Genomic DNA, 24,555 nt, shown 5'->3' with positions numbered 1-24,555 from the left:
CGCTCAGCCCTGGTCCGCCACGAAGGACGCCAGTCGGGTCAGGGCCGCGTTCCAGTTGATCGCGGTCTCGTTCGTGGACCAGGACTGGATGTCGTCGATGTAGCAGAACTGGCCGACGCAGCCCTGGAGCATGCTCTGCGCGTAGGGGTCCTGGATGCTCGAGTTGGGGCCGCCCGCGAGGGTGCCGGGCGGGGGGCTCGGGAGGTTCGGGTCGAGCTGGTGGGCGTACCAGCGGCTGTGCTGGCGCTGGGCGGCGACCTCGCCGTAGCCGGTGACGTAGGAGATGTTGAGGGCGTTGCGGCCGAGGACGTAGTCGATGCTCTGGACGGCGCCGTCCCGGTACGCGGAGGCACCGGTGAGGTCGTAGGCGGTGGCGATGACGACCGCGTTGTTGAGGACCTGGTGGGCGGAGCCCCAGTCGTAGCGGTTGTCGTCGGGGGCGTAGGGCATGCCGTACGGCTGCGCGGTGAGGGTGGCGAGGTAGGTGTCGGCGCCCCGGACCACCGAGCGCCGGACCTTGTCCCGGCCGGGGAGCCTGCTGGGGACGAGTGCGAGGTCGAGGCGGGCCGCGGCGGCCGTGCGGGACCAGTCGAAGCCGTTGGGGACGAAGATGTCGGCCGTGTGGAGCGGGGAGGCGGTCACCTGGTCGGCGAACCGCTTCTCCCCGGTGGTGAGGTACAGCTCGGCGGCGGCCCAGTAGAACTCGTCGGTGGCGTCGTCGTCGTTGTACGCGCCGCCGCCGGTGCCGTCGGCCGGGTCGGCGTGGACGTCCGGGTGGGCGAGCGCCGCCGCCCAGGCCTTGCGGGCGGCCGTGAGGGCGCGGGCGGCGAAGGCCTTGTCGTAGGGGCGGTACAGGCGGGCGGCCTGGGCCGCCGTGGCGGCCAGGTTGAGGGTGGCCGTGGTGGTCGGCGGGTGGAGTTCGCGTTTCTGCGGGTCGGCGCCGGGGAGCAGCGGCAGGCCGGTCCACTGTTCGTCGTGGATCTTGTGGTGGGCCATGCCGGCCAGCGGCTGTCCGTCCGGTACCTGCATCTTCAGCAGGAAGTCCAGTTCCCAGCGGGCCTCGTCGAGGACGTCGGGCACGTGGTTGCCGCTCTCGGGGAGGCCGAGTGTGCCGTCGCCGAGCCGGGACGGTTCGCCGGTGCGGGTGTGCAGGGCGCGTTCGTAGGTGCTCAGCAGCTCCCAGGTGGCGATGCCCCCGTTGACGACGTACTTGCCGTGGTCGCCGGCGTCGTACCAGCCGCCGCTGACGTCCAGTCGGTAGTCGCAGACCCCCGGCTGGCAGGGGACGTCCGTGTCGCCCTGGTTGGGGGCGACGCCCGCATGGCCGGCGGCCCTGCCGTAGCCGGGGCGGAGGTCGTCGCGGATCGCGGTGCCGCTGCGCTGGGTGTAGTAGTACTTCACCGCGTCCAGGCCGAGGCGTTCGTAGGCGGCCGTGCCGATGTCGAACGGGCGGCTGGTCTCGCCGTCGGCGACCAGGGTGAGGCCCGTGGCGCGGGTGCGGTAGGCGCCGAAGTCGAGGGAGTGGACGTTCTGTCCGGAGGAGACGTCGACGCCGCGCGGTACCGTCCAGCCGTGCGCGACCGTCGTGCCGGCGGCGTTCTTCAGCTGCCAGGGCAGTTTCGTGGTGGCGTCCGTGACGAGTGTGGCGTTCTTCGGTCCGGACGGGAGATAGGCGACCTGGTTGACGCGTACGCGTGGCCCGGTGTCGGGCCGGTACACCTCCGGCGGCACCCCGCCGACCAGGGACACGTCGTCCAGGCAGAACCGCCAGGGGTCCGCGCTGCCGCCGACCTGGAAGGCGACCTGCCCCTGGGTGGAGTCGACCGGTGAGGTGAAGGTGTAGGAGTACGCGTCGTCGCCCGACTCGTCCAGCACGGGGGTCGCCTCGTACCAGGTGTCGTACGGGGAGACCCCGAGTCCCACGATCGCCCGCACCACATGTCCTTCGGGGACCCCCGAGGCGTCGAAGGAGAACCGGTACGACGACCCCTTCACGAGGGTGATCGCGTCCTGGCCGACGGCGGAGTCCCAGCGGTTGACGGTGCCGCCGGGTACGTCGGCGCAGAGCCGGCCGTCGGCCGGGACGGCCGTGACGTTGCTGGTCCACCAGGGGTCGGTGGTGCTGTCGAAGCCGCCGTTCCTGACCTGCTCGACCTCGTCGGCCCCGGCCTGCGCCGCGGGCAGTGCGGTGAGCGCGGCGCCCAGCAGGGCCGCGAGGGACAGCAGGGCGGTGCTGCGTCGTTTCACGTCCGGGCTCCTCGGGGGGATGCGGGACGCTCGCCGGGACAATTCCATGGGAGCGCTCCCAGAGAGGGGTCGCAGGACATGTTTGTTGCAGTCATGACACCCCGTCAACGGTCCGGACGGAACGAGTTACGGACCGGTGGACGACCGGCCGCGGGCCGGACGGGGACGCGATCCCGTCCGGCCCGCCGGCCCCCGGTCACACCTCCAGTCGGCTGATCCGTACCGCGCCCGGGACCGTGCCGGGCGCGCCGCTGGTCAGGGTCAGTCGCAGCCGGGATCCGCGTACGGCGTCGAAGGTGAGGACCGTCGGCGCGTCCGAGGTGGCCGCCCAGTCGATCGCCGCCCCCGTGACCGGCACATACCGCTCCCCGTCCCACACGGCGGCCTCGACCCTCGCCGGCAGGCTGTGCGTGGCGTCGACGGTGAAGGTGACCTCCACCCGGTCGACGTCCCGCGTCCGTCCCCAGTCGACCGAGACCCAGTCCTCGGGGCGGGCGCCGCCGAACGCGGGGAGCAGGGCGGTGGCCGCCTTGGTGAACGCGTTGGACCAGCCGGTGGCCGGGTCACCGTCCAGCATCGCGGCCGGGAGGGTGTCCGCCCGGCCGGAGTAGCTCGCGTCCGCCTGCGGAAAGGAGGGCGGGGCGGGCAGGTCGGGGCCGAAGGCGGCCGCGGGGGTGGTCGCCGCCGCCCGGGCGCGGGTGGTGCGCACGGTGGCGGTGCCCCTGCGCAGGCCGTCCACCCGCGCGGTCACCTTCAGGGCCCCGGCCCCCGTCCCGGCGCGCACGATGGCGAGGGCCTTGCCGTGGAAGGCGGTCCGGGTGTCGGCCTGATACCGCTCGGCGCTCTCCTGGCGCCCGTTGTCGAGCCCGGCCAGCGAGCCGCCGCTCACCGTGAAGGAGATCAGGTGCTCGGCGTCGGGCACCACGACCCCGCGCGCGTCGACCACGTCGGCGGTCACGAAGACCAGCGAACGGCCGTCCGCGGGAAGGGACGTGCGGTCCGGGGTGAGCCGTACGGCGTGCGGGGCGCCGGCGGTGCGCAGCACGTCGGTGGCGACCACCCGGCCGTCGCGGCGCGCCACCGCCTTCAGCGTGCCCGGCTCGTAGGCCACCTTCCAGGTGAGGTGGAGCTTGCCGGCGCTGCCCTGGGGACTGGTGTAACTCCCCGGGTAGGGGCCGTCGGTGAAGGTCTTGTCGTCGCCGGTGGCCTCGGTGGTCTCCAGGTAGGAGCGGCCGTCGACGGTCGTCTTGGTGTCGAAGCTCCGTACCCCGAGGGACGTTCCGTTGAGGAACAGCTCGACGGTGTCGACGTTGGCGTACGCCCACACCTCGACGATGGCGCCCTCGGCGTGGTTCCAGGTCGTCGGCAGCAGGTGGACCAGGGGTTCGTCGACCCACTGGCTGCGGAAGAGGTGGTACATGTCCTTGGGGAAGCCGGCGGTGTCGACCGCACCGAAGAAGGACGCCTTCACGGGGAAGACGTCGTACGGCGTGGGCTCCCCGATGTAGTCGATGCCCGACCACAGGAACTGCCCGGCGAACCACTTGCGGTCCCGGTCCTTCTTGTGGCCGTACTCGCCGCTCATGGTCCAGGAGGCGAGGTTGTTGTCGTAGGAGGAGGTCGCCCGCCTGCCCGGGGTGTGGTTCTCGCCGGTGTTGAGGTGCTCCGGCTCCTGGTAGGCGCCTCGGGTGGACGTCTCCGAGGAGGACTCCGACTCGAAGAGGAACAGCTTCGGGTAGCGGGCGTGCAGGGCGTCCACCGACTTCGCGGTGTTGTAGTTGAGGCCGAGGCCGTCGAGCTTGGCGAGGATCAGGTCGGCCGGGGTCCCCGGGGCGGGCACGCTGCGGTGGCGGTGGGAGCCGATGACGACCGGACGGGTGTCGTCGTACGCCTTGACCGCGGCGATGAGCCGGTCGGCCATGGCGAGGCCGGCGGTGGAGGTGAACTCGGAGATCTCGTTGCCGATGGACCAGATGACGACGGCCGGCGAGTTGCGGGCGGCCAGCACCATCTCCGCGACGTCGCGGTCGGCCCAGTCGTCGAAGAACCGGCCGTAGTCGTACCGGGTCTTGGAGCTCTTCCAGCAGTCGAAGGCCTCGACGAGCATCACGATGCCGAGTTCCTCGCAGACCTGGATCATCTCCGGCGAGGGCGGGTTGTGGGAGGTGCGGAAGGCGTTGACCCCCATCGACTTCATGATCGTCATCTGCCGGCGGATCGCGTCGGCGCTGACCGCGGCGCCGAGCGCGCCCAGGTCGTGATGGAGGTCGACGCCCTTGATCTTGGCGTAGCGGCCGTTGAGGTGAAAGCCCTCGTCCGGGTCGAGGCGGACCGTGCGGATGCCGAAGCGGGTGCGGTAGGTGTCGGTGCGCCGGCCGCCGACCCGCAGCTCGGTCTCCAGGGTGTAGCGGTGGGGTGCCTCGAAGTCCCACAAGCGCGGTTCGGCGACGGCGAGTTCATGGGTCTCGGTGGTCCGGCCGGCGACGGTGACCGTGGAGGACGTCCGCGCGACCGTGCGGCCGCCCGGGGCCAGGACGCGGGAGACGATCTCCACGTCCGCGGCGGTGCCGGAGGCGTCGGCGGCGTTCACCACGGTCGTCGCCACGCGGACCAGGGCCCGCTCCCCGGTGACCTCGGGGGTGGTGACGCGGGTGCCCCAGCGGTCGACGTGCACCGGGTCCGTGATCACCAGGCGGGCCTCGCGGTAGATGCCGCTGCCGGAGTACCAGCGGCTGCTGGGCAGACGGTTCTGCACCTTGACGGCGATCACGTTCCGCGTGGTGCCGTCGGTGTGCAGCAGATCGGTGACGTCGAAGGCGAAGCCGGTGTAGCCGTAGGGGTGGCGGCCGACCTCGGTGCCGTTGCAGTGGAGGACGGAGTCCATGTAGACGCCGTCGAACTCCACCGAGATCCGCTGTCCGGCGCAGGCGGGCGGCAGGGTGAAGGAGAGGCGGTACCAGCCGAGCCCGCCGGGGAAGAAGCCGGTGCCGCTGGTGGTGCCGTGGTCGGTGGTGGGGGTCTGCTCGATGGACCAGTCGTGCGGCACCGCCACCGTGCGCCAGGCCGAGTCGTCGTGACCGGGGTCGGCGGCGTCCGCGTACTGCCCGGCCGGGTCGCCGAGTCCGCCCGGGTCGACCAGCGCGAAGCGCCAGCCGTCGCGCAGCGGGACCGTGCGGCGGCCGACGGCGCGGGTGCCGGCCTCGGCGGCCTGTGCGGCGGTGCCCGGCAGTGCTCCGACGGCCGGCGCGGCCGCGGAGGCGAGCAGGACGGATCTGCGAGTGACGGTCACTGGCGGCTCTCCCTCATCAGGACCCAGAAGTACTCACAACTGATCGTTACCAAACAGAATCTGACAACGCACCACTCCTGTCCGTCAAGACCACGGGAGCACCCTCCGACCGCACGGGTGACCTGGAGCCGCTTCGCGACACATCGACCGGTTTCACCCCTTGACCTCGGGCGGAACCTGCCGCCCCGCGCCCTCCGGGGGTTCCGGTCCGCCCGGGAGCCGGACCGTCTAGGCTGGAACGGATGTGACAGCGCCCGTTCACTGTGAGTGTCCGCGATGGAGTGGCGACGATGAGCCCGGAGTATCCGTTCGACGAGGCCGCGACCGCCCGGGTGGTCGTCGACGACACGGGCACGCTCGTCGAATGGAACGACGGAGCCCGGACGCTGCTGGGCTGGACCCGGGCCGAGGTGGTGGGACGCCCCGCGGGAGATCTGCTGGCCCACGGGCCGCTCCCGGTGCCCACGAGCGGCCGCTGGGACGGCACGGTCGCACTGCGTCACTGCGACGGGCGTTCCGTGACGGTGTGGCTGCTCGCCCACCACCGGCCGCCCCGCGACGACGAGCCGGGACGATGGCTCGTCCTGGCCCCGCTGACCGGCGACGCGCCCCGCTCCCCCGACGACCCGCTGGCCACGGCCGCCCTCACCCAGTCCCCGTGCGCCGTCGCCGTCTACGACGAGCGGCTGCGGCTGGTCCGGCTCAACACCGCGATGGCCCAGGCGATCGGGCTGCCCGAGGAACGCGTCCGCGGGCTGCGGCCCTCCGAGATCGGCGGCCGGCCGCACAGCGCGGCCATGGAACGGCACATGCTGGACGTCCTCGCCACCGGCCGGGCCCAGGACATCCAGACGCACGCCCGCGCCGGCGGCGAGGACCACGCGCACGCCTGGCTGGTCCGGATGGCACCGGTCACCGACACCGAGGGCCGGGTGCGGGGCGTGTGCCTGGCCGCCCACGACTTCACCGACAACTACCTGGCCCGCGAGCGGCTGCGCCTGGTCAACGAGGCGAGCGTCCGGATCGGCAGCACCCTCGACGTCACCCGGACGGCGCAGGAGCTGGCGGACGTGTGCGTGCCCGCGCTCGCCGACTTCGTCAGCGTCGACCTGCTGGACCCGCAGGACGGCGGGGAACCCCCGGCCCGCTTCGACCCGCCGATCGGGCTGCGCCGCTGCGCGCACCGCTCGGTCACCCCCGGCGACCCGGAGGCCCTGGCCAAGCCCGGTGAGGTGCAGCACTACCCGGCCGGGTCCCCGCAGGCCGACTCCCTGGCCGGGGGCCGGACCATCGTCGGCTCCGTGCCGCAGGGCGACCTCGACACCTGGCTCGCCCGGGACGTCCGGCGCGACGCCCGCGTCCACGAGATCGGCATCCACTGCACGATGTCCGTGCCGATCCGGGCCCGCGGCGTGACCCTCGGGGTCGCGGTCCTCACCCGGTTCCGGCGGCCCGACCCGTTCACGCCGGACGACGTGCTGCTCGCGGAGGAGATCACCGCGCGGGCCGCGGTCTGCATCGACAACGCCCGCCGCTTCTCCCGCGAGCGCGAGACGGCCCTCGCCCTCCAGCGCAGCCTGCTCCCGCGCACCCTGCCCCGCACCGCCGCCGTCGACGCGGCCTCCCGTTATCTGCCGGCCGCCCGCGCCGGGGTGGGCGGCGACTGGTTCGACGTGATCCCGCTGTCCGGGATGCGGGTCGCCATGGTCGTCGGCGACGTCGTCGGGCACGGCGTCCAGGCCTCGGCCACGATGGGCCGGCTGCGGACGGCCGTGCGCACCCTCGCCGACATCGACCTGGCCCCCGACGAGCTGCTCACCCACCTCGACGACCTGGTCGTGCGGCTGTCGGAGGAGGCCGGCGGCGAAGGCAGCCCCGGCGAGGTCGGGGCGAGCTGTCTGTACGCGGTCTACGACCCGGTGTCCCGGCGCTGCGCGCTGGCCCGGGCCGGGCACCCCCCGCCGATGCTGCTGCGGCCGAACGAAGCGCCGCGCCGGGTCGAGCTGCCCGCGGGTCCCCCGCTCGGCGTGGGCGGGCTGCCGTTCGAGTCCACCGAGCTGGAGCTGGCCGAGGGCAGCGTCCTCGCGTTCTACACGGACGGTCTGCTCGAATCCCGCGAGCGGACCATGGACGCCGGTCTCCAGCTGCTCAGCGAGGCGCTCGCCGCGTACTCGGACTCCCTGGACGAGACCTGCGACCGGGTGCTGCACTCCCTGCTGCCGGCCGGCGGCGCCTCCGACGACGTGGCCCTGCTGCTCGCCCGCACCCGGGGGCTGCCCGCCGCCCAGGTCGCGACCTGGGACATCCCCGCCGACCCGGCGCTGGTCGCGCCGGTCCGCAAGCAGGCCGTCGAGCAGCTGGCGCGCTGGGAGCTGAGCGAGGCGTCGTTCACCGTCGAGCTGGTGGTGAGCGAGCTGGTCACCAACGCCATCCGGTACGGCTCCCATCCCATCCGGCTGCGGCTGATCCACGACGCGACGACGCTGATCTGTGAGGTGTCCGACACCAGCCACACCGCCCCGCACCTGCGCCGGGCGAAGACGTGGGACGAGGGGGGCCGCGGGCTGCTGCTGGTGGCCCAGCTCACCCAGCGCTGGGGCAGCAGGCACACGGGCGACGGCAAGACGATCTGGGCGGAACTGGGACTGCACGACGAGGCGTGAGCCCGCGGGATCCGCCGCGGCGCCGTCGTGAGAGCCACTTGGCAAGCGCTTTACGCACACGTGTTTTCATGGACGGACACCCGAACCAGCTCGATGGGCGGGGCATGCCCAAAACCCGCCACCCGGAGAATCCCCCCTGAACACGCCGCTCGCCGAAACCCTGTCCGTCGCCCTGCTGGTCGCCTCCCTCGGCTGGGCGGTCCTGCGCCCGGCCGGCCGCTCGGAGGCCGTCGTGGCCGTTCCGGCCGCGGCCGCCGTGATCGCCCTGGGCGCCATCTCGCCGGAGAACGCCCTCGCCGAGGCGGAGCGGCTCGGCCCCGTGGTGGGGTTCCTCGCGGCGGTGCTCGTCCTGGCCCACCTGTGCGACGTCGAGGGTCTCTTCACGGCGTGCGGCGCGTGGATGGCCCGGCGGGCGGCCGGCCGGCCCAGACGGCTGCTCACCGCCGTGTTCGTGCTGGCGTCCGTCGTCACCGCCGTCCTCAGCCTGGACGCCACGGTGGTGCTGCTGACACCGGTGGTGTTCGCCACCGCCGCCCGGATGGGGGTGCGCTCGAAACCGCACGTCTACGCCTGCGCGCACCTGTCGAACACGGCCTCCCTGCTGCTGCCGGTCTCCAACCTCACCAACCTGCTGGCGTTCACGGCGAGCGGGCTGAGCTTCACCCGGTTCACCGCGCTGATGGCGCTGCCGTGGGTGGTCGCGATCTCCATCGAGTACGCGGTGTTCCGGCGCTTCTTCGCCGCCGACCTGCCCGCCGCCGAGCCGGTCGCGGACACCGGACCGGCGCCCGAGGTGCCGCTGTTCGCGCTGCTCACGGTGGCCTGCACGCTCGCCGGGTTCGTGGTGGCCTCGGCCGTCGGCATCGAACCGGTGTGGGCGGCGCTGGCCGGGGCGCTGGTCATGGCCGGGCGGGCGCTGGCCCGGCGGCGGGTGCGGCCGGTGGCCGTGGTGCGGTCCGCCGCTCCGGGGTTCCTGGCGTTCGTGCTCGCGCTGGGGATCGTCGTCCGCGCGGTCGTCGACAACGGTCTCGCCGACGCGCTGCGGCACGCCGTGCCCGGCGGCTCGGGGCTGCTCGCCCTGCTCGGTGCCGCCGCGGTGGCCGCCGTGCTGGCCAACCTGATCAACAACCTGCCGGCGGTGCTGGTCCTGGTCCCGCTGGCCGCCCCGGCCGGGGCCGGGGCGGTGCTCGCCGTACTGCTCGGGGTCAACATCGGCCCCAACCTGACGTACGCCGGATCGCTGGCCACCCTGCTGTGGCGGCGCGTGGTGCGGGAGCGCGCGGAACGGGTCGAGGTCGGGGAGTTCACCCGGCTGGGCCTGCTCACCGTGCCGGCCACGCTGGTGCCGGCGGTGGTGGCGCTGTGGGTGTCGCTCCAGGTGGTCTGAGCGACACCCGCGGGGCACGACGGGACGGGGGCGCCCACGGCCGCAGGCCCACCGGGTGGTGTGCCGTCGGCCGCAACCTAGTGGCGACCGCCTCCTGAGCCCGACCCCCCGTACCCGTATCCGCCGCCGTATCCGCCGCCGTACCCGTACCCGCTGTCGTAGCCGTCGCCGTACCCGTAGTCGCCGTCGCCGTCGCCGTTCGGCTCGCAGGTGTAGCGGTTGACGTACGAGCACGAGGTGCTGCCGGTGGCGGACGAGCCGGTCGGAGCCGGGGTCGTGGGAGCGCTCTTCGGCGTCCGAGCGGCCGGTGACGGGGTCTTCGACGCCTCGGGGGCCGGCGACGGGGTGGCGCTCGGGCTGCTGTCCGCGCCCCAGTTGACGTACTGCATCTGCGCGTCGGGCTGCGAGGTGTCGATCACCCAGCGCTGCTGGGAGCCGTCCTCGCGGTTCTTCAGGACGAGTGCGCCGGAACCGTCGGTGGCGGCGGGCGCCAGCGCGAGGTCCTGGCCCGAGCGCGGGACGAGCGTGCCCTGGAGGGTGAAGTCGTAGCGCACATTGCGCACGTCGGACTGGCCGGCGCCCGCGCACGGGGCCAGCCGGACCGAGTAGCCGAGGTGGGAGTCGAGGCACAGGTCGGCGTCGGCCGCGCTGCGCAGCAGCCCGTCCGGTTCGTACGACCACTGCTGGCCGGGTGTGGCGGAGCAGGTGGCGAGCACGGCCTCGGCGCCCTCGACGGCCCTGGTGCCCCCGATCCCGATGCAGAGCCCGGAGGCGACGTTGTGGAGCCGGCCGCGCAGGGTGCCCTGGGAGTCCTCGGCGCCGATCCAGGAGGGGTCGGTGGTGGCGGAGTCGGTGCCCGCCGCGGGGCTCTTCGCGGCCTCGCCGTCGGCGGCCTGGCCGGAACCGTCGCCGGAGCCCAGGGCGGCCCACACCACGAGCGGCAGGACGACCATCCCGCTCACGGTCAGGACGGCGGCGGTCAGGTTGCGGCGGCGGATGCGGCGGGCCGCCTTCTGGGCGGAGCGACGGGACCCGGCCGCGGGGTCGGCCGGCCGGTCGCCGGCGGACCGCGCCGTGCTGCGCGGGCCGGCCGGGGCGGAGCCCCAGCGGGCGGCGCGGGTCGGCGCGGCGGGGCGGGCGGGTCGTCCGGCCTCGTCCGAGAAGGCCTCGCCGGGGGCGGCGGACACTTCCTGCACGGGCGCCTCGGCGGTCTCCGCGTCGGCGGCCCTGGCCTCCAGATAGGCGTCGGCGGCCCACCCCAGGATGCCCTCGGCGAGGGCGACGCCGAGCAGGCCCTCGAACTGGAGCAGCTGGTCGGCGGTGTGGGCGCAGTGCCGGCACTGCTCGGTGTGGGCACGCAGGTCGGCGTCCATGTCGAGGCCGCGGCGCCGGCAGGTGACGTCCAGGAGCCGGTGGTAGCGGTGGCACCGGTCGTCGGTGGCGAGTTCGTTGTGGACCTGGAGGACCTCCTCGCGCAGTCGCTCGCGGGCCCGGCGCAGTTCGACGCGGGCGCCGTCGTCGTCGAGGCCGAGCAGTCCGGCCGGGATCGCCAGGGGCTCGGTCTCCACCTCCGTGTGCCACAGCAGACAGCGCGCGGACTGGGGCAGCCGCTGGAACGCCCGGGACAGCATGCGGCGGTTGGCGGGCGGGAGCAGCCGGGCGGCCACGCGCTCGCTGTCGCCGTTCTCGGAGCGCAGTTGGGGGTGGAGCAGGTCGCGGCGGCCGTCGGAGTCCCACTCGGCGGCGATCCGGCGGACGGTGACGAGCAGCGGGGGCCGCCAGGCGGCGGTGGGACCGTCCTGGCGCAGGGTCGCGCCGAAGAGGCGGGTGAACGCGGCGGTGGTGAGCATGCCCGCCGCCCGCTCCCCGTCGGTGCACAGCCGCGCGTAGGAGAAGGCGGCCTCCCAGTGCCGGTCGAGGAGTTCGCCCACGGGGTGCGGGGCGGGCGAGGCCCCGGTCCACTGCTTCAGCTCGGAACTCAGCTGTTCGTCCGTCGCATCCAGGCGGCGCGCCGAAGGGGAATTCGACAGGCCTGCGTCATTCACGAGTGCATTCCTCCTGGGGACATGCGGCATTAGTCCATACCAACGGGTATGCGTCCCCCGCCCACGAAGCGACGGGATCGACTCGCACAGGGTTCGGCACCTCTGATGTCCGCGGGGGACGGCTCCGGCGGAGCGTGGGGGGTGTGGACGGTACAGAGGGGCCTCGTGCGCACGGTGCGAAAGCGTTTGTCCGAGCGCCGACAAGGCACACTTTTGCACAGCCGGACCAGGCGGAACAAGGGATCGCGCGGTTTCGTGCTTTGAGTACCGCACCAAGGAATTTGACGAAACGTCAATGCGGGATAGCCGTTCGCGACGGTCACCGTACCCGTGTCCCTTTTGACGTTTCTTTTGGTACGACAATTGCGGCGCGGATTCCCTCCCGGTACGCGCCCGGCGGTGTCCCGTAACGGGCGCGGAACACCCGGGTGAAGTGGAAGGGACTCACGAACCCCGAGGCGGCGGCGACGCGTTCCACGGACAGTTCGGTGCCCTCCAGCAGCCGCGCGGCGTGCCGCAGGCGTGCCTCGCGCAGCGCCCGCATCGGGGACTGGCCGAGATGCTCGGTGAACAGATGGGCGAAGCGCGAGGGCGACAGCGCCACCCGCTCGGCGAGCGAGCGCACGGTGTGCGGGGCGCCGGGGTCGGCGGCGATCAGCTCCTGGGCCCGCCGGACCCGGTCGTCGACGCCGGCCGTCGGCTCCGGCCCGCGCGCGCCGGCCGTGGTGAGCAGAACGGCCTCCTCCAGTGCGCACAGGGCGAGTTCCCGCGCGACGGTGTCCCGGGCCACCACGATCGTGTCCGCTCCGGCCGGCTCCCCCGGTCCGGGCCACCGGGCGTCGGCGTGCATCCGGCGGAAGGCCGCCGCGACCCGGTCCCGCAGGTCCGCCGGGACGGGGCCGACGGCGTACAGGCCGTCACCGCCCGCGTAGGGGCGCAGCCAGGGGGTCCAGGACGGGCGGGCCTGGCAGTGGACCCACCAGAACCGCCAGCGGGCGGCACCGGGTTCGACGCCGTAGCCGTGCGGAACTCCCGGCGCGAGCACCACCAGGTCGCCCGCGCCCGCCCGGACCTGCGCGCTCCCCTGCCGCAGCCGGCCGCCGCCCGCGGTGGTCCAGGTGAACAGCCAACTGTCCGATCCCCGGGGGCGGTCGACGCCGTACCCCGGCCCCTCGTCGAAGTGGCCGGCCACCACCAGACCGGGCGGCGGCGAGGGGGCGCCGGGCACGGCAGTCGCGGGCAGGTCGTCAGCACGCATGGGCATCCTCCGGTCCGCCGGCGTCGGCCTACCGTAGGCGCGTCGGCCGAGGAGGGCACACATGAGCGTCACGGGCATCGGCACCACCGGGACCCCCGTCCCGGACGAGGCGGGGCTGCGGCGGTTCCGCGCGGACGGCTTCACCGTCGTCCGGGGGCTGTTCGGGTACGACGAGGTGGACCGGCTGTGTGCCGGGTTCGCGGCGCTCCAGGCGGCCGGACGGCCGGTGCCGGGGCACTTCGAGCCGCGGCCCGGGGACGACCCGCTGGACGCCTACCCGAGGGTGATGCAGCCGCACGAGTTCAGCGAACCGGCACGGCGGACCCTGCTGGATCCGCGGCTGCGGGCCGTGCTGGAACGGCTGTCGGGCGAGGAGATGCTGGCGGCGCAGAGCATGTTCTACTTCAAGCCGCCGGGGGCCCGGGGGCAGGCGCTGCACCAGGACAACTTCTATCTGCGGGTGGAGCCGGGCACCTGTGTGGCGGCCTGGCTGGCGTGCGACCGGATCGACCGGGAGAACGGCGGGCTGGAGGTGGTGCCCGGCACGCACGCCATGGAGCTGTTCTGCCCCGAGGAGGCGGACGCGGAGGTGTCGTTCGCGCGGGAGTACGTGGCCCCGCCGCCGGGGCTCGCGACGGTGCCCGTCGACATGGCTCCGGGGGATGTCCTCTTCTTCAACGGGAGTCTGGTGCACGGTTCGCGGCCGAACCGCAGCGCCGGGCGGTTCCGGCGGTCGTTCATCGGTCACTACGTGGGACGGTCGGCGGAGCGGATCGGGCGGTTCTACCGGACGGTGTCGATGGACGGGGAGCGGGTGCCGTTGCCGGAGAGCGAGGGCGCGGGGCCCTGCGGGACCGAGTTCGGTTCACCGCCGGGAGCCCACTGACCCGCGGACCGGTATCGCGCCTCGGTGACGGGCGACAGTGATGTCCGTTCGTGCCCGCTGCGCCGCCCGGTCTTGCTTGAATGAGAGCGCTTCACCGAATATGCCGACGGCCTTCACATCCGGGCCTTGTCGAAGGGCGTGTGAGTGTTCCTCAGGGGGCGGAACGCGGAACGGCGGCGGCTCGACGGGCTGGTGGCCGAGGTGCGCGAGGGGCTGAGCGGGGCGGTGCTGCTGCGCGGCGACCCGGGCATCGGCAAGACGGCGCTGCTCGATCACGCGGTCGACCGGGCGGCGGATCTGCGGGTGCTGCGGGTCACCGGGGTGGACGCCGAGTCCGGGTTCCCGTTCGCCGCGCTGCACCGGCTGCTGGTGCCGCTCCTGGACGGGCTGAAGGAGCCCGGTGCGCTGCCCGCGCCGCAGCACGCGGCGCTGCGGGTCGCCTGCGGGCTGGCCGACGGGCCGTCCGCCGACCGCTTCCTGGTGGGGCTCGCGACCCTCACCCTGCTGGCGGAGACCGCGCGACGGCGGCCCGTGCTGGTGTGCGTGGACGATGTCCAGTGGGTCGACGAGGAGTCCCTGGGCGTGCTGGCCTTCGTGGCGCGCCGGGTGCACGCCGAGGGCGTCGGACTGCTGTTCGCGGCGCGGACCGGGTTCGAGGTGCCCGCCGGTGTCCCGGTGGCCGAGGTCGGCGGTCTGGAGGAGCCGTTCGCGCTGGAGCTGCTGCGGGAGGCGGTCCCCGGGCCGCTGGACGCCCGGGTGGCGGCCCGGATCGTGGCGGCGACGGCCGGCAATCCGCTCGCCCTCGCCGACCTGGGCCAGGAGCTGTCCGCCGAGCAGCTGTCGGGCGGGCTGGCGCTGCCCGAGCCGCTGCCGGTGGGCGGCCGGCTGGAGGCGCACTACCTCCAGCTGGTGCGCGCGCTCCCGGAGCCGACGCAGCGCTGGCTGCTGACCGCCGCCGCCGAACCGGGCGGCGACCTCGGGTATGTGACGGCCGCGGCACGGCTGCTCGGGGTCGGGCCCGAGGCGTCGGGGCCGGCGGAGGCGGCCCGGCTGGTGGTCCTGCGGACCGGGGTCGTCTTCCGGCACGCGCTCGTGCGGTCCGCGGTGTACGGCGGGGCGACGAGCGTCGAGCGCGGGCGGACGCACACGGCACTGGCCGAGGTCACCGACCGGCCCGCCGACACGGACCGCCGGGCCTGGCACCGGGCGGCGGCCACGGTGGGGCCGGACGCCGAGGTCGCCGACGAGGTGGAACGCGCCGCCGATCACGCGGGCGCCCGCGGCGGATACGCGGGGCGGGCCGCGTTCCTGTCCCGGGCCGCCGAGCTGACCCCCGACGCCGGGGGGCGGGCCGTGCGGCTGCTCGGGGCGGCCGAGGCGGCGCTGGCGGCGGGGGCGCCGGTGCAGGCGGAGTCGCTGCTCGACTCGATCGACGTCGCTCTCCTCGACGACGTGGGGCGGGGGCGGGCGCTGCTGGTGCGGGCGCACGCGGTCGCCCTGCTCGGGAAGGCCGGCTCGTTCGCCCTCGCCCCCGCCCTGTGCCTGCGCGCGGCCCGGTCCTTCGGCCATCGGGCGCCGGACCTGGCCCAGGAGGCGCTGCTGCGAGCCGTCGACCGGGCCGTCACGGCCGAACACCTGCTGCGCGACACCGACATGACCGAGATCGCCCGGGCCGTGGACGAACTCGTGCCGCGCACCGGAGAGGCCACGGGCGTGCAGCTGGTGCTGCGCGCGTACGCCGTGCTGACCACGGACGACTACGAGCGCGCCGTGCCCCACATGCGCGCCGCCCACGCGCGCGTGCTCGATCCGGACACCCCGGACGCGGAGGTGCTGAGCACCTATCTGCCCACCGTCACGCTGACCATGATGCTGTTCGACGAGGAGGCCCAGCGGGCGGTGATGCGGCGGGCCGCGGACGCGGCCCGGGCGGCCGGCGCCCTGACACAGCTGGACACGGTCCTGTACTGCGCCGTGATGCACGAGACCAATCTGGGTGAGCTGGCGACCGCCGACGCACTGCACGCCGAGGGCAACCAGATCCGTGGCGCGATCGGCGCCACCGACGACATGTGGGCCCTGTACCGGCACCCCGAACTGCTCGCCTGGCGCGCCGAGGCCGACGGCCTGGAGGAGCTGCTGGAGGGCTCGATGCGGGCCGGGACCTGGCTGGGCAACGGCGCAGTGGAGTCCATCGCCCGGATCGGCATGGCGATCCGGGCGCTCGGCGGCGGCGACTGGGCGCGGGCCCGCACGATCACCCAGGAGCTGGTCGGGCACGACACGACCGCCTACCACTCCCGCCTCCTGCCCCACCTGGTCGAGGCGGCCGTGCGCTGCGGCGACCGGGTGCTGGCCACGGCGGCCCTGCGCACGCTCACCGCCCGCGCCGAGGCCACCGGCACCCCGTGGGCCCTCGGTCTGCTCGCCCGCTGCCGCGCGCTGCTCGCCCCGGAGGACGAGGCCGAGCCGCTCTACCGGCAGGCGCTGTCGCTCCTCGCGGGCACGGGCGCACGGGCCGATCTGGCGGTGGCGCACCTGCTGTACGGCGAGTGGCTGCGCCGCCGCAAGCGCCGCCGGGACGCACGGGAGCAGTTGCGCGGGGCGCTGGAGATGTTCGACGGGATGGGGGCGAGAGGGTACGCGGCCCGTGCCGCCCAGGAGCTGGCCGCGACCGGTGAGCGCCCGCAGCGCGGCCCGGCCGGCACGGTCAGCGCCCTCACCCCGCAGGAACTCACCATCGCCCGGCTCGCCCGGGGCGGCGCCACCAACGCCGAGATCGCCGCGCAGCTGTTCATCAGCGCGAGCACCGTCGACTACCACCTCCGCAAGATCTTCCGGAAGCTCGACGTCACCTCCCGGCGGCAGCTGACACGCCTGCCCGCGCTCTGAACGCGCGTCACGACTACGCGTCGCACGGGGTACGGGCCGCCCCGCCCCCGCACGAGGATCGGCGTGTCGGACACGTCCCGCAGACGGGAGCACCCATGCCGTACGTCACCACAGCCGACGGGGCCGAGATCTTCTACAAGGACTGGGGCCAGGGCCGTCCCGTGGTCCTCAGTCACGGCTGGCCGCTGAACTCCGACAGCTGGGAGGCCCAGCAGCTGTTCCTCGCCGGCCACGGGTTCCGGGTGGTCGCGCACGACCGGCGCGGCCACGGCCGCTCCACCCAGACCTGGCACGGCAACGAGATGAACACCTACGCCGACGACCTGGCCACCCTGATCGACACCCTCGACCTGCGCGACGTGACCCTCGTCGGCTTCTCGACGGGCGGCGGCGAGGTGGCCCGCTACGTGGGCCGGCACGGCACCGCCCGGCTCGCGCGGCTCGCTCTGGTCTCCGCCGTGCCGCCGTTCATGCTGCGCACCGACGACAACCCGGGCGGGGTGCCGGTGGAGGCGTTCGACGCGATCCGGGCCGGGTCGCTGGCCGACCGGTCGCAGCTGTACCGGGACCTGGCCGACGGGCCGTTCTTCGGGCACAACCGGCCCGGCGCGCACGTCTCGCAGGGTGTCCGGGACGCCTTCTGGCGGCAGGGCCTCCAGTCCGGGCACCGGGGCGCCTACGAGTGCGTCGCCGCGTTCTCCGCCACCGACTTCCGCGCCGACCTGGACGCCGTCGACGTACCGACGCTGGTGGTGCACGGCGACGACGACCAGGTGGTGCCGTTCGAGGTGGGCGGGAAGGCCTCGGCGGCCCGGATCAAGAACGCGGTGCTGAAGGTCTATCCCGGTGCCCCGCACGGCATCACGGACACGCACAAGGACCAGCTGAACGCCGACCTGCTGGAATTCCTCGGCTCCTGACCGGTCATCAGCACCCCACCGGCATCGCACCGGCACCCCATCAGCACGCCATCAGCACGTCATCCGAACGTCATCCGAACGGAAGGACCCCACCGATGGTCCCCGAAGTCCCCTCCCGCCGCCGGGTACTGGGCGGCGCGCTCGCCGCCGGCGCGGTCACCGCCCTCGGCGCCGCCGCCCCCGCGTCGGCCACCGGAAAGGGCGGCACCAGACCGACCGTGGTCCTGGTGCACGGCGTCTTCGCCGACGCCTCCGGCTGGAACGCGGTCACCGCCTCGCTGCTGGACGCCGGCTATCCGGTGATCGCCCCGGCCAACCCGCTGCGCGACCTGGCCGGCGACTCGGCCTACGTCCGCAGCGTCGTCGACACCCTCCCCGGGCCGGTCATCCTGGTCGGCCACTCCTACGGCGGCGAGGTCATCACCAACGCCGGACACGGCCACGCGCGCGTGAAGGCACTGGTGTACGCGGCGGCGTTCGCGCCGGACGAGGGCGAGAGCGCGTTGCAGCTGGCCGGGCGGTTCCCCGGCAGCCAGTTGGAGCCCGCCCTGGTCGGCCGCCCCTTCCCGGTGCCCGGCAGCGCGGAGCCCGGCCTGGACGGCTACATCGACCCGGCGAAGTTCCACGACGTGTTCGCCCAGGACCTGCCCCGGTCCACCACCCGGATCATGGCGACCGCCCAACGCCCGGGCAGCGTGGGCGGACTGGGCTCCCCGAGCGGCGCGCCGGCGTGGCGGACCGTGCCGTCCTGGTACGTGGTCGCGGCGGAGGACCGGGTGATCCCGCCCGCCGCGCAGCGGTTCATGGCACGGCGGGCCGGCAGCCGGACCGTCGAGGTCAGGGGCGCCTCGCACGTGGTGATGATGTCCCACCCGGACTCCGTGGTCCGGCAGATCCGCGCCGCCGACCGCGCGACCCGCTGACCCTTCGCGCCTTCGCGCCTTCGCGCCTTCGCCCCGTCCTCCGTTCGTCCCTTCGTCCCTTCGGCCCTTCGGCCCTCCGAGAGGAGCAGTCATGACCGGCCCCGGCACCACGCCCGACACCATCGTCCTGATCCACGGCTTCTGGGTGACACCCCGCAGTTGGGAGCACTGGATCGCCCACTACGAGAAGCGCGGCTTCCGCGTCCTGGCACCCGCCTATCCCGGCTTCGAGGCCGAGGTCGAGTCGCTCAACGCCGACACCGCACCGATCGAGCGGGTCACCGTCCCGCAGATCGTCGAGCGTCTGGAGTCGCTGGTCCGCGGCCTGGACAGGCCGCCCGTCCTCATCGGCCACTCCGCGGGCGGCGTGTTCGTGCAGCTGCTGCTCGACAAGGGCCTGGGCGCGGCGGGCGTGGCGGTCAACTCGGCGCCGACCGAGGGGGTCGCCGTCCTCCCGCTGACCCAGGTCAAGGCGGCCTTCCCGGTGCTGAAGAACCCGGCGAACCGGCACCGGGCGGTGGGCCTGACCTTCGACCAGTGGCACTACGCGTTCACCAACACCTTCCCGGAGGACGAGTCCCGGGCGCTGTACGAGCGGTACGCGATTCCCGCCTCCGGCGCCATCTTCTGGGACAGCGCCCTGGCCACCCTGCGCCCCGGCCACCAGAGCACGTACGTGGACTACCACAACGACGAGCGGGCTCCGCTGCTGTTCGTGTCGGGCGAGAAGGACCATCTGATGCCGCCCAAGGTGCACCAGTCCAACGCCCGGCACTACAGGTCGAACACGGTCACCGAGGTGAAGGAGTACCCGGACCGGCCGCATCTGCTGCCGGCCGCGCCGGGCTGGGAGGAGGTCGCCGACTTCGCCCTCGACTGGGCGCTGGAGCACGCGAAGTAGGCCGCATGTCCTGACGAGGGGAAGGGCCACCGCATGACCGACGTGCGTGTCACTCATATCGGGGGCCCGACCGCCCTGATCGAGGTGGGCGGGTGGCGGCTGCTGACCGACCCGACGTTCGACCCGCCGGGCCGCCGCTACGCCTTCGCGCCGGGCACGTCCTCGCGCAAGACGGCCGGACCCGCCCGGCCCTCGTCCGAACTGCCGCCGGTCGACGCGGTGTTGCTCACCCACGACCAGCACGCCGACAACCTGGACGCGGCCGGGCGGGCCCTGCTGCCGGGCGCCGGGGTCGTCCTCACCACACCGTCGGGCGCCCGGCGTCTGGGCGGCAACGCGCGCGGGCTCGCCCCGTGGGCGGCCCGGCGTCTGGACTCCCCCGGCCGGCCGCCGGTCGAGGTGACGGCGACCCCGGCCCGGCACGGCCCTCTCCTGTCGGCGCCACTGGTCGGCGAGGTGACCGGGTTCGCGCTGCGCTGGCCGGGCCAGCGGCACGGCGTCCTGTGGGTCTCCGGGGACACCGTGCTGTACGAGGGGGTGCGCGAGGTGGGCCGCCGGCTCACCGTGGGCACGGTCCTGCTGCACCTGGGCGCGGTCGGCTTCCCGCTGACCGGGCCCGTGCGCTACACGCTCACCGCGGCCCGGGCGGTGGAGCTGTGCCGTGCGGTGCGCCCGCACACCGTGCTGCCCGTGCACTACGAGGGCTGGTCGCACTTCCGGGAGGGCCGCGGCGCGGTGGAGGCCGCGCTGGCCAAGGCGCCCGACGGCATCGGCGAGCGGTTTCGCTGGCTGCCGCCCGGTACGGCGACGGAGGTCACCGTCTGACTCACTCCACCAGGTCCAGCGCCCGTTCCCAGCCGAACTCCTCGCCGTCCGCGCCGTCGTGGGGGGACCCGAACCGCACGCCCATCCCGCGCAGCCGTATCAGGCTGTCCTGGTAGGCGGGGTGGGCGGCGAGGGTGGCGGACACACAGGGCTGGACCCCTATGGGGACGCCCAGCCCCGACACCTCGCACAGGGTGCCCAGCGCCAGGGTGTCGGCGATGCCGGCCGCCCATTTGTTGATCGTGTTGAAGGTGGCCGGTGCCACGACGACCGCGTCGGGCTCGGGGAACGGGCGCGGGTCACCGGGGCGCCGCCAGGCGGATCGGATCGGGCGGCCGGTCTGCGCCTCGACGGCGGCGGTGTCGAAGAAGCCGTTCATGGCGTGCGGCGTCGCGATGACCCCGACCTGCCACTGCCGCTCCCGCGCCGCGGCGATCAGTTTCCCCACGCCCGAGGCGATCCCGGCGGCGCAGACGACGACGTAGAGGAAGGGCGGCTTCTCGTCCTGAGCGGTCACCCGCGCACCCTACTCAACGGGGAGGGCGCGCCCCCGTCCGGCCTCGAAGCGCCGGGGACCGCCGGGGCGGGACCTGGGCCGTGTGCAGTAGTCCGGGAGGCAGGGCGATTCCGGCGCCCCGAGGCTTGACCTCCGGTAGCGTCCGTCCGTCCCCGGGAGCCTCGATGCCTCTGCGCTCTGCCCGAATCCGTCCGCGCCCGCTCCGGCCGCGCCTGCGGGCGATGTCCGCCGTCGCCCTCTGTCTGGGGGCGCTGGCCCCCACCCTGGTGGCCGGCGAGGCCAGCGCGGCCGCCGCGCCCGTGGACGAGCGCGCCCTCCAGCGCCGGCTCGCGGAGTTCGTCGACGCTCCGGGCGGACCGCCGGGGGCCATCGCCGTGCTGCGGCGCGACAAGGAGACCCGGGTCGTGCGGGCCGGGGTCGCCGACCTCGCCACCGGCCGCAAGCCGCACCCGGACGACCACATGCGGATCGCCAGCACGGCCAAGGCGTTCAGCGGCGCGGTCGCCCTGTCCCTGGTCGACCGCCACGCCCTGCGGCTGGACGACACCCTGCGGGGGCGTCTGCCACGACTTCCCCGCGCCTGGGGCTCGGTGACGCTCCGGCAGCTGCTGAACCACACCAGCGGACTGCCCGACTACAGCGAGTCCCCGGCGTTCCTCGAGGTGCTGACCGCCGACCCGCGCCACCGCTTCGACTCGCGCCGGCTGCTCGACTACGTGGCCGACGAGCCGTTGCGGTTCCGGCCGGGCAGCCGGTACCAGTACTCCAACTCCGACAACATCGCCGTCGCGCTGATGGCCGAGGCGGTCACCGGGACACCGTACGAGCAGCTGCTGCGCGAGCTGGTGTACCGCCCGCTGGGTCTGGGGCGCACCAGCCTCCCGTCGGGCTACCGGATGCCGCGGCCGTATCTGCACGGCTACGACGTGACCCCGCCCGGACCGCCGGAGGACCTCAGCGAGGTCCTCGGCGCCTCCGGGGTGTGGGCGTCCGGCGGGATCGTGTCCACCCCCGCCGACCTGACCCGTTTCGTGCGCGGCTATGTGGGCGGGGCCCTGTACGGCGAGGAGGTCGTCCGGCAGCAGCGGCGCTGGATCGAGGGCGCGTCCGAGCCGGCCGGGCCCGGCCGCAACACCGCGGGCCTGGCCGTCTTCCGGTACAAGACGCGCTGCGGGGTCGTCCTCGGGCACACCGGCAACTTCCCCGGATACACGCAGCTGATGGCCGCCACCCCGGACGGCCGCCGCTCGCTGACGTTCTCCGTCACCTCCCAGATCAACAAGACCCTGGACCCGGTGCGGCTGGAGCGGCTGCGGGCCCTGGAGGAGGACTTCGTCTGCGCGCTGCTGCGCGGCGGGCGCTGAGCCGGGGCGTCAGCGCGCCGCCCCGGGCACCGTGATGGCGCCGACCGGGCAGGCCCGCGCCGCCTCGCGGACCATCGGGTCGCCGCCGCCGTCCTCCCGGCCGGGCAGGAGGCTGCTGAAGCCGTCGTCGTCCTGGGTGAAGACGCCAGGGGCGGCGAGGGCGCACTGGCCGGCGCCGATGCAGACGTCCGTGTCGATGCCGATGGGTGTGCCGCTGTGCATGGCGGGTCCCCTCACCAGGTCACGGGGAGGTGCAGCATCCCCTGGATGGTGTCGCCGGGCTTGCAGCGGACCTCGTCGGCGGGGACGGCCAGGCGCAGGCCGGGGAGCCGGGCGACGAGCGTGTGCAGGGCGATCTCCAGCTCGGCGCGGGCCAGGTTCTGGCCGAGACACTGGTGGATGCCGTGGCCGAACGCCAGGTGGTGGCGGGCGGGCCGGTGCCAGTCGAGGGTGTCCGGTGCCAGGTAGGCGCCCTCGTCGCGGTTGATGACCGAGGTCGCGAAGACCACGCCCTCGCCGGCCCGGACGGTGGTCCCGGCGACCTCGATGTCCTCGGTGGCCTCGCGCAGCAGTCCGTCCGCGATGGAGAGCATCCGCAGCAGTTCCTCGACGGCGGCCGGCAGCAGCGAGGGGTCGGCCCGCAGTTCGGCCAGGCGTTCGGGGTGCCGGAGCAGGGTGTAGGTGCCGAGGGAGATCATGTTGGCGGTCGTCTCGTGGCCGGCGACCAGCAGGATCGTGGCCAGCGCGATCACCTCTTCGCGGTCGATGGCGCCGTCCCGCAGCCGCTCATGGACCAGGGCGTCCAGGACGCCGTCGCCGGACGGGTCGGCCAGCTTGGTGTCGATCAGCGCGCCGAGGTAGGCGTCAAGGCGGTCGCGGGCGTCGCGCACCTCCTGCGGCACCCGGCCGCGCAGCATCCGCCGCGACTGCTCCTCGAAGAACTCGTGGTCGCTGTAGGGGACGCCGAGCAGTTCGCAGATGACCATGGACGGCACGGGCAGCGCGAAGGCGTTCACCAGCTCGGCGGGCGGGCCCTGGGCCAGCATGGCGTCGATCCGCTCGTCGACGATCCGCCGGATGGCGGGGCGCAGGGCGGTGGCGCGTTTGAGGGTGAAGCTCGGGACCAGCATCCGGCGCTGGACGTGGTGCTCGGGGTCGTCGACGTTCAGCAGGGCGGCCCGGCGGTCCCGCAGCGCCACCACCCGCGGCGAGGTCGCCGGGTAGCCGGGGCGGGTGCGGTCGGTCGACAGCCGGGGGTCGGCGAGCAGGGCGCGGGCCGTCTCGTGGCCGGAGACGAGCCAGGCGGTGCGGCCGTCGTAGAGGGTGACGCGGGCCAGCGGGCGGGCGGCGCGCAGCGGGTCGTATCCGGTGGGCGGGTGGTAGGGGCAGGTGCGGTCCTGGGGGAAGGCGACGGGGGCGGTGGCGGGGGCGTCCGTCGGGGGTGTCGGGTCCGTGAGAGGAGACAGGTCCGTCGGGGGTGTCCGGTCCGTCAGGGGTGGCGTCGAGTCCGTCATGGGTGACCTCGCAGACGTTGAGTGCGTCGTGCCGTTCGCCATTAGATGCCCTGGGCATCTATGCGGCGACGCGGAGTTCGGCCAGATCACCCCCTCGGGCGATCTGGCCGGAATCGCCCGCTCCGGAACCCCTCCTCCGACGGCCGGACAGAAAATCCGCTTGCCGGGAGCGGGGCCCGACCAGCAGGATCCGGCCATGCCTACGAACGACACCCCGCTGCCGCCGACGACCACCGCCACCCTTACGGCGCCGGTCCAGCAGCAGCCCGGCCGTCCGCGTAGGCACGATTTCGCGCGTCCGTGACGGCCGCGCTCGTCGCGGGCCTGGTCGCGGGCTACGGCATCGCCGTGCCCGTCGGCGCCGTCGCGACCTACCTCGTCTCCCTGACCGCCCGGACCACCCTGCGCACCGGTGTGTGCGCCGCCCTCGGCGTCGCCACCGCCGACGGGCTCTACGCCCTGGTGGCCACGGTCGGCGGCTCCGCCGTCGCCGCCGCGCTGCGGCCGGTGCTGGTGCCGCTGCGCTGGGCCTCGGCCCTGGTGCTGCTGGCCCTGGCCGCGTGGGGCGCGCTGAGCGCCGTACGCGCCTACCGGGCGCGCCATGCCGCCGTCCGGTCCCTGCCGGCTCCGCCGAACCCCTGGCGGGCCTATCTGAATCTGCTCGGCATCACCCTGCTCAATCCGGCCACCGTCGTCTACTTCACCGCCCTGGTCCTCGGCACCGGCGCCTCGGACGCGGTACGACCACTGGAGCAGGGGGTGTTCGTGCTGGCGGCCTTCGCCGCGTCCGCGAGCTGGCAGGTGCTGGTCGCCGGGGGCGGCGCGCTGCTGGGCCGGATGCTCACCGGCCACCGGGGACGGCTGGTCACGGCGCTGCTGTCGAGCACGGTGATGACCGTGCTGGCGGCGGGCATGCTCGGGTAG

17 protein-coding genes are annotated in these 24,555 nt (G+C 74.2%); 10 read left to right on the top strand and 7 right to left on the bottom strand.

Annotation, left to right across the window (positions count from 1 at the left end):
* Positions 1 to 3: 3 nt before the first annotated feature.
* Both IE275_RS01375 and IE275_RS01370 read right to left on the bottom strand, forming a co-directional pair.
* A complete protein-coding gene (locus IE275_RS01375) occupies positions 4 to 2,247 on the bottom strand; it encodes a glycoside hydrolase family 9 protein (RefSeq protein ID WP_189706540.1) in 2,244 nt (747 codons plus the stop codon).
* Positions 2,248 to 2,443: 196 nt separating this feature from the next.
* Positions 2,444 to 5,536, bottom strand: a complete 3,093-nt coding sequence (locus IE275_RS01370; protein ID WP_189706538.1) for a glycoside hydrolase family 2 TIM barrel-domain containing protein — start codon at positions 5,534 to 5,536, stop codon at positions 2,444 to 2,446.
* 290 nt (positions 5,537 to 5,826) lie between these two features.
* Here IE275_RS01370 and IE275_RS01365 point away from each other — a divergent pair, with 290 nt between their 5' ends.
* Positions 5,827 to 8,199, top strand: coding sequence for a SpoIIE family protein phosphatase (locus IE275_RS01365; RefSeq protein ID WP_189706536.1), 2,373 nt, complete (start codon positions 5,827 to 5,829; stop codon positions 8,197 to 8,199).
* 136 nt (positions 8,200 to 8,335) lie between these two features.
* The gene (locus tag IE275_RS01360) at positions 8,336 to 9,586 is read left to right on the top strand and encodes an SLC13 family permease (protein WP_189707339.1); all 1,251 of its coding nucleotides are present in this window, start codon (positions 8,336 to 8,338) and stop codon (positions 9,584 to 9,586) included.
* Positions 9,587 to 9,663: 77 nt separating this feature from the next.
* Here IE275_RS01360 and IE275_RS01355 read toward each other — a convergent pair whose 3' ends face one another.
* On the bottom strand, positions 9,664 to 11,631 hold the full coding sequence (locus tag IE275_RS01355) for an RICIN domain-containing protein (RefSeq protein WP_229870041.1): 1,968 nt from the start codon (positions 11,629 to 11,631) through the stop codon (positions 9,664 to 9,666).
* 319 nt (positions 11,632 to 11,950) lie between these two features.
* Positions 11,951 to 12,889 carry a helix-turn-helix domain-containing protein gene (locus tag IE275_RS01350; protein WP_189706532.1) on the bottom strand — a complete coding sequence of 313 codons (939 nt, stop codon included), beginning with the start codon at positions 12,887 to 12,889 and terminating at the stop codon, positions 11,951 to 11,953.
* A 61-nt stretch (positions 12,890 to 12,950) separates the two neighbouring features.
* Between IE275_RS01350 and IE275_RS01345 the strand changes: the two genes are divergently transcribed.
* The 6 genes from IE275_RS01345 (at position 12,951) to IE275_RS01320 (ending at position 20,236) form a co-directional block, all read left to right on the top strand.
* Positions 12,951 to 13,775, top strand: coding sequence for a phytanoyl-CoA dioxygenase family protein (locus IE275_RS01345; protein WP_189706530.1), 825 nt, complete (start codon positions 12,951 to 12,953; stop codon positions 13,773 to 13,775).
* Between the two features lie 144 nt (positions 13,776 to 13,919).
* Entirely contained in the window at positions 13,920 to 16,667 is a 2,748-nt protein-coding gene (locus IE275_RS01340; RefSeq protein WP_189706528.1) for a helix-turn-helix transcriptional regulator, read from the top strand.
* Between the two features lie 95 nt (positions 16,668 to 16,762).
* Positions 16,763 to 17,587 carry an alpha/beta fold hydrolase gene (locus IE275_RS01335; protein ID WP_189706526.1) on the top strand — a complete coding sequence of 275 codons (825 nt, stop codon included), beginning with the start codon at positions 16,763 to 16,765 and terminating at the stop codon, positions 17,585 to 17,587.
* Between the two features lie 95 nt (positions 17,588 to 17,682).
* On the top strand, positions 17,683 to 18,510 hold the full coding sequence (locus IE275_RS01330) for an alpha/beta fold hydrolase (protein ID WP_189706524.1): 828 nt from the start codon (positions 17,683 to 17,685) through the stop codon (positions 18,508 to 18,510).
* 91 nt (positions 18,511 to 18,601) lie between these two features.
* Positions 18,602 to 19,411: an alpha/beta hydrolase gene (locus tag IE275_RS01325; RefSeq protein ID WP_189706521.1), complete on the top strand. Its 810-nt coding sequence runs from the start codon at positions 18,602 to 18,604 to the stop codon at positions 19,409 to 19,411.
* 33 nt (positions 19,412 to 19,444) lie between these two features.
* Entirely contained in the window at positions 19,445 to 20,236 is a 792-nt protein-coding gene (locus IE275_RS01320) for an MBL fold metallo-hydrolase (RefSeq protein WP_189706519.1), read from the top strand.
* A gap of 1 nt (position 20,237) precedes the next feature.
* On the opposite strand, the gene IE275_RS01315 is transcribed toward IE275_RS01320, so the two are convergent.
* Positions 20,238 to 20,753 carry a flavoprotein gene (locus IE275_RS01315; protein WP_189706517.1) on the bottom strand — a complete coding sequence of 172 codons (516 nt, stop codon included), beginning with the start codon at positions 20,751 to 20,753 and terminating at the stop codon, positions 20,238 to 20,240.
* Between the two features lie 164 nt (positions 20,754 to 20,917).
* On the opposite strand from IE275_RS01315, the gene IE275_RS01310 reads away from it, so the two are divergent.
* Positions 20,918 to 22,117 carry a serine hydrolase domain-containing protein gene (locus IE275_RS01310; protein ID WP_189706515.1) on the top strand — a complete coding sequence of 400 codons (1,200 nt, stop codon included), beginning with the start codon at positions 20,918 to 20,920 and terminating at the stop codon, positions 22,115 to 22,117.
* Between the two features lie 9 nt (positions 22,118 to 22,126).
* Here IE275_RS01310 and IE275_RS01305 read toward each other — a convergent pair whose 3' ends face one another.
* Together IE275_RS01305 and IE275_RS01300 are read right to left on the bottom strand one after the other, a co-directional pair.
* The gene (locus tag IE275_RS01305; protein ID WP_189706513.1) at positions 22,127 to 22,339 is read right to left on the bottom strand and encodes a ferredoxin; all 213 of its coding nucleotides are present in this window, start codon (positions 22,337 to 22,339) and stop codon (positions 22,127 to 22,129) included.
* 11 nt (positions 22,340 to 22,350) lie between these two features.
* Positions 22,351 to 23,631, bottom strand: coding sequence for a cytochrome P450 (locus IE275_RS01300; protein WP_189706511.1), 1,281 nt, complete (start codon positions 23,629 to 23,631; stop codon positions 22,351 to 22,353).
* A gap of 300 nt (positions 23,632 to 23,931) precedes the next feature.
* Between IE275_RS01300 and IE275_RS01295 the strand changes: the two genes are divergently transcribed.
* A complete protein-coding gene (locus tag IE275_RS01295) occupies positions 23,932 to 24,555 on the top strand; it encodes a LysE family transporter (protein WP_189706509.1) in 624 nt (207 codons plus the stop codon).

It is taken from the genome of Streptomyces phaeofaciens, assembly GCF_014648915.1.
GTDB classification, from domain to species: domain Bacteria; phylum Actinomycetota; class Actinomycetes; order Streptomycetales; family Streptomycetaceae; genus Streptomyces; species Streptomyces phaeofaciens.
The sequence above is the reverse complement of the archived record's forward strand: the minus strand, read 5'-3'. Positions and strand labels throughout refer to the sequence as shown.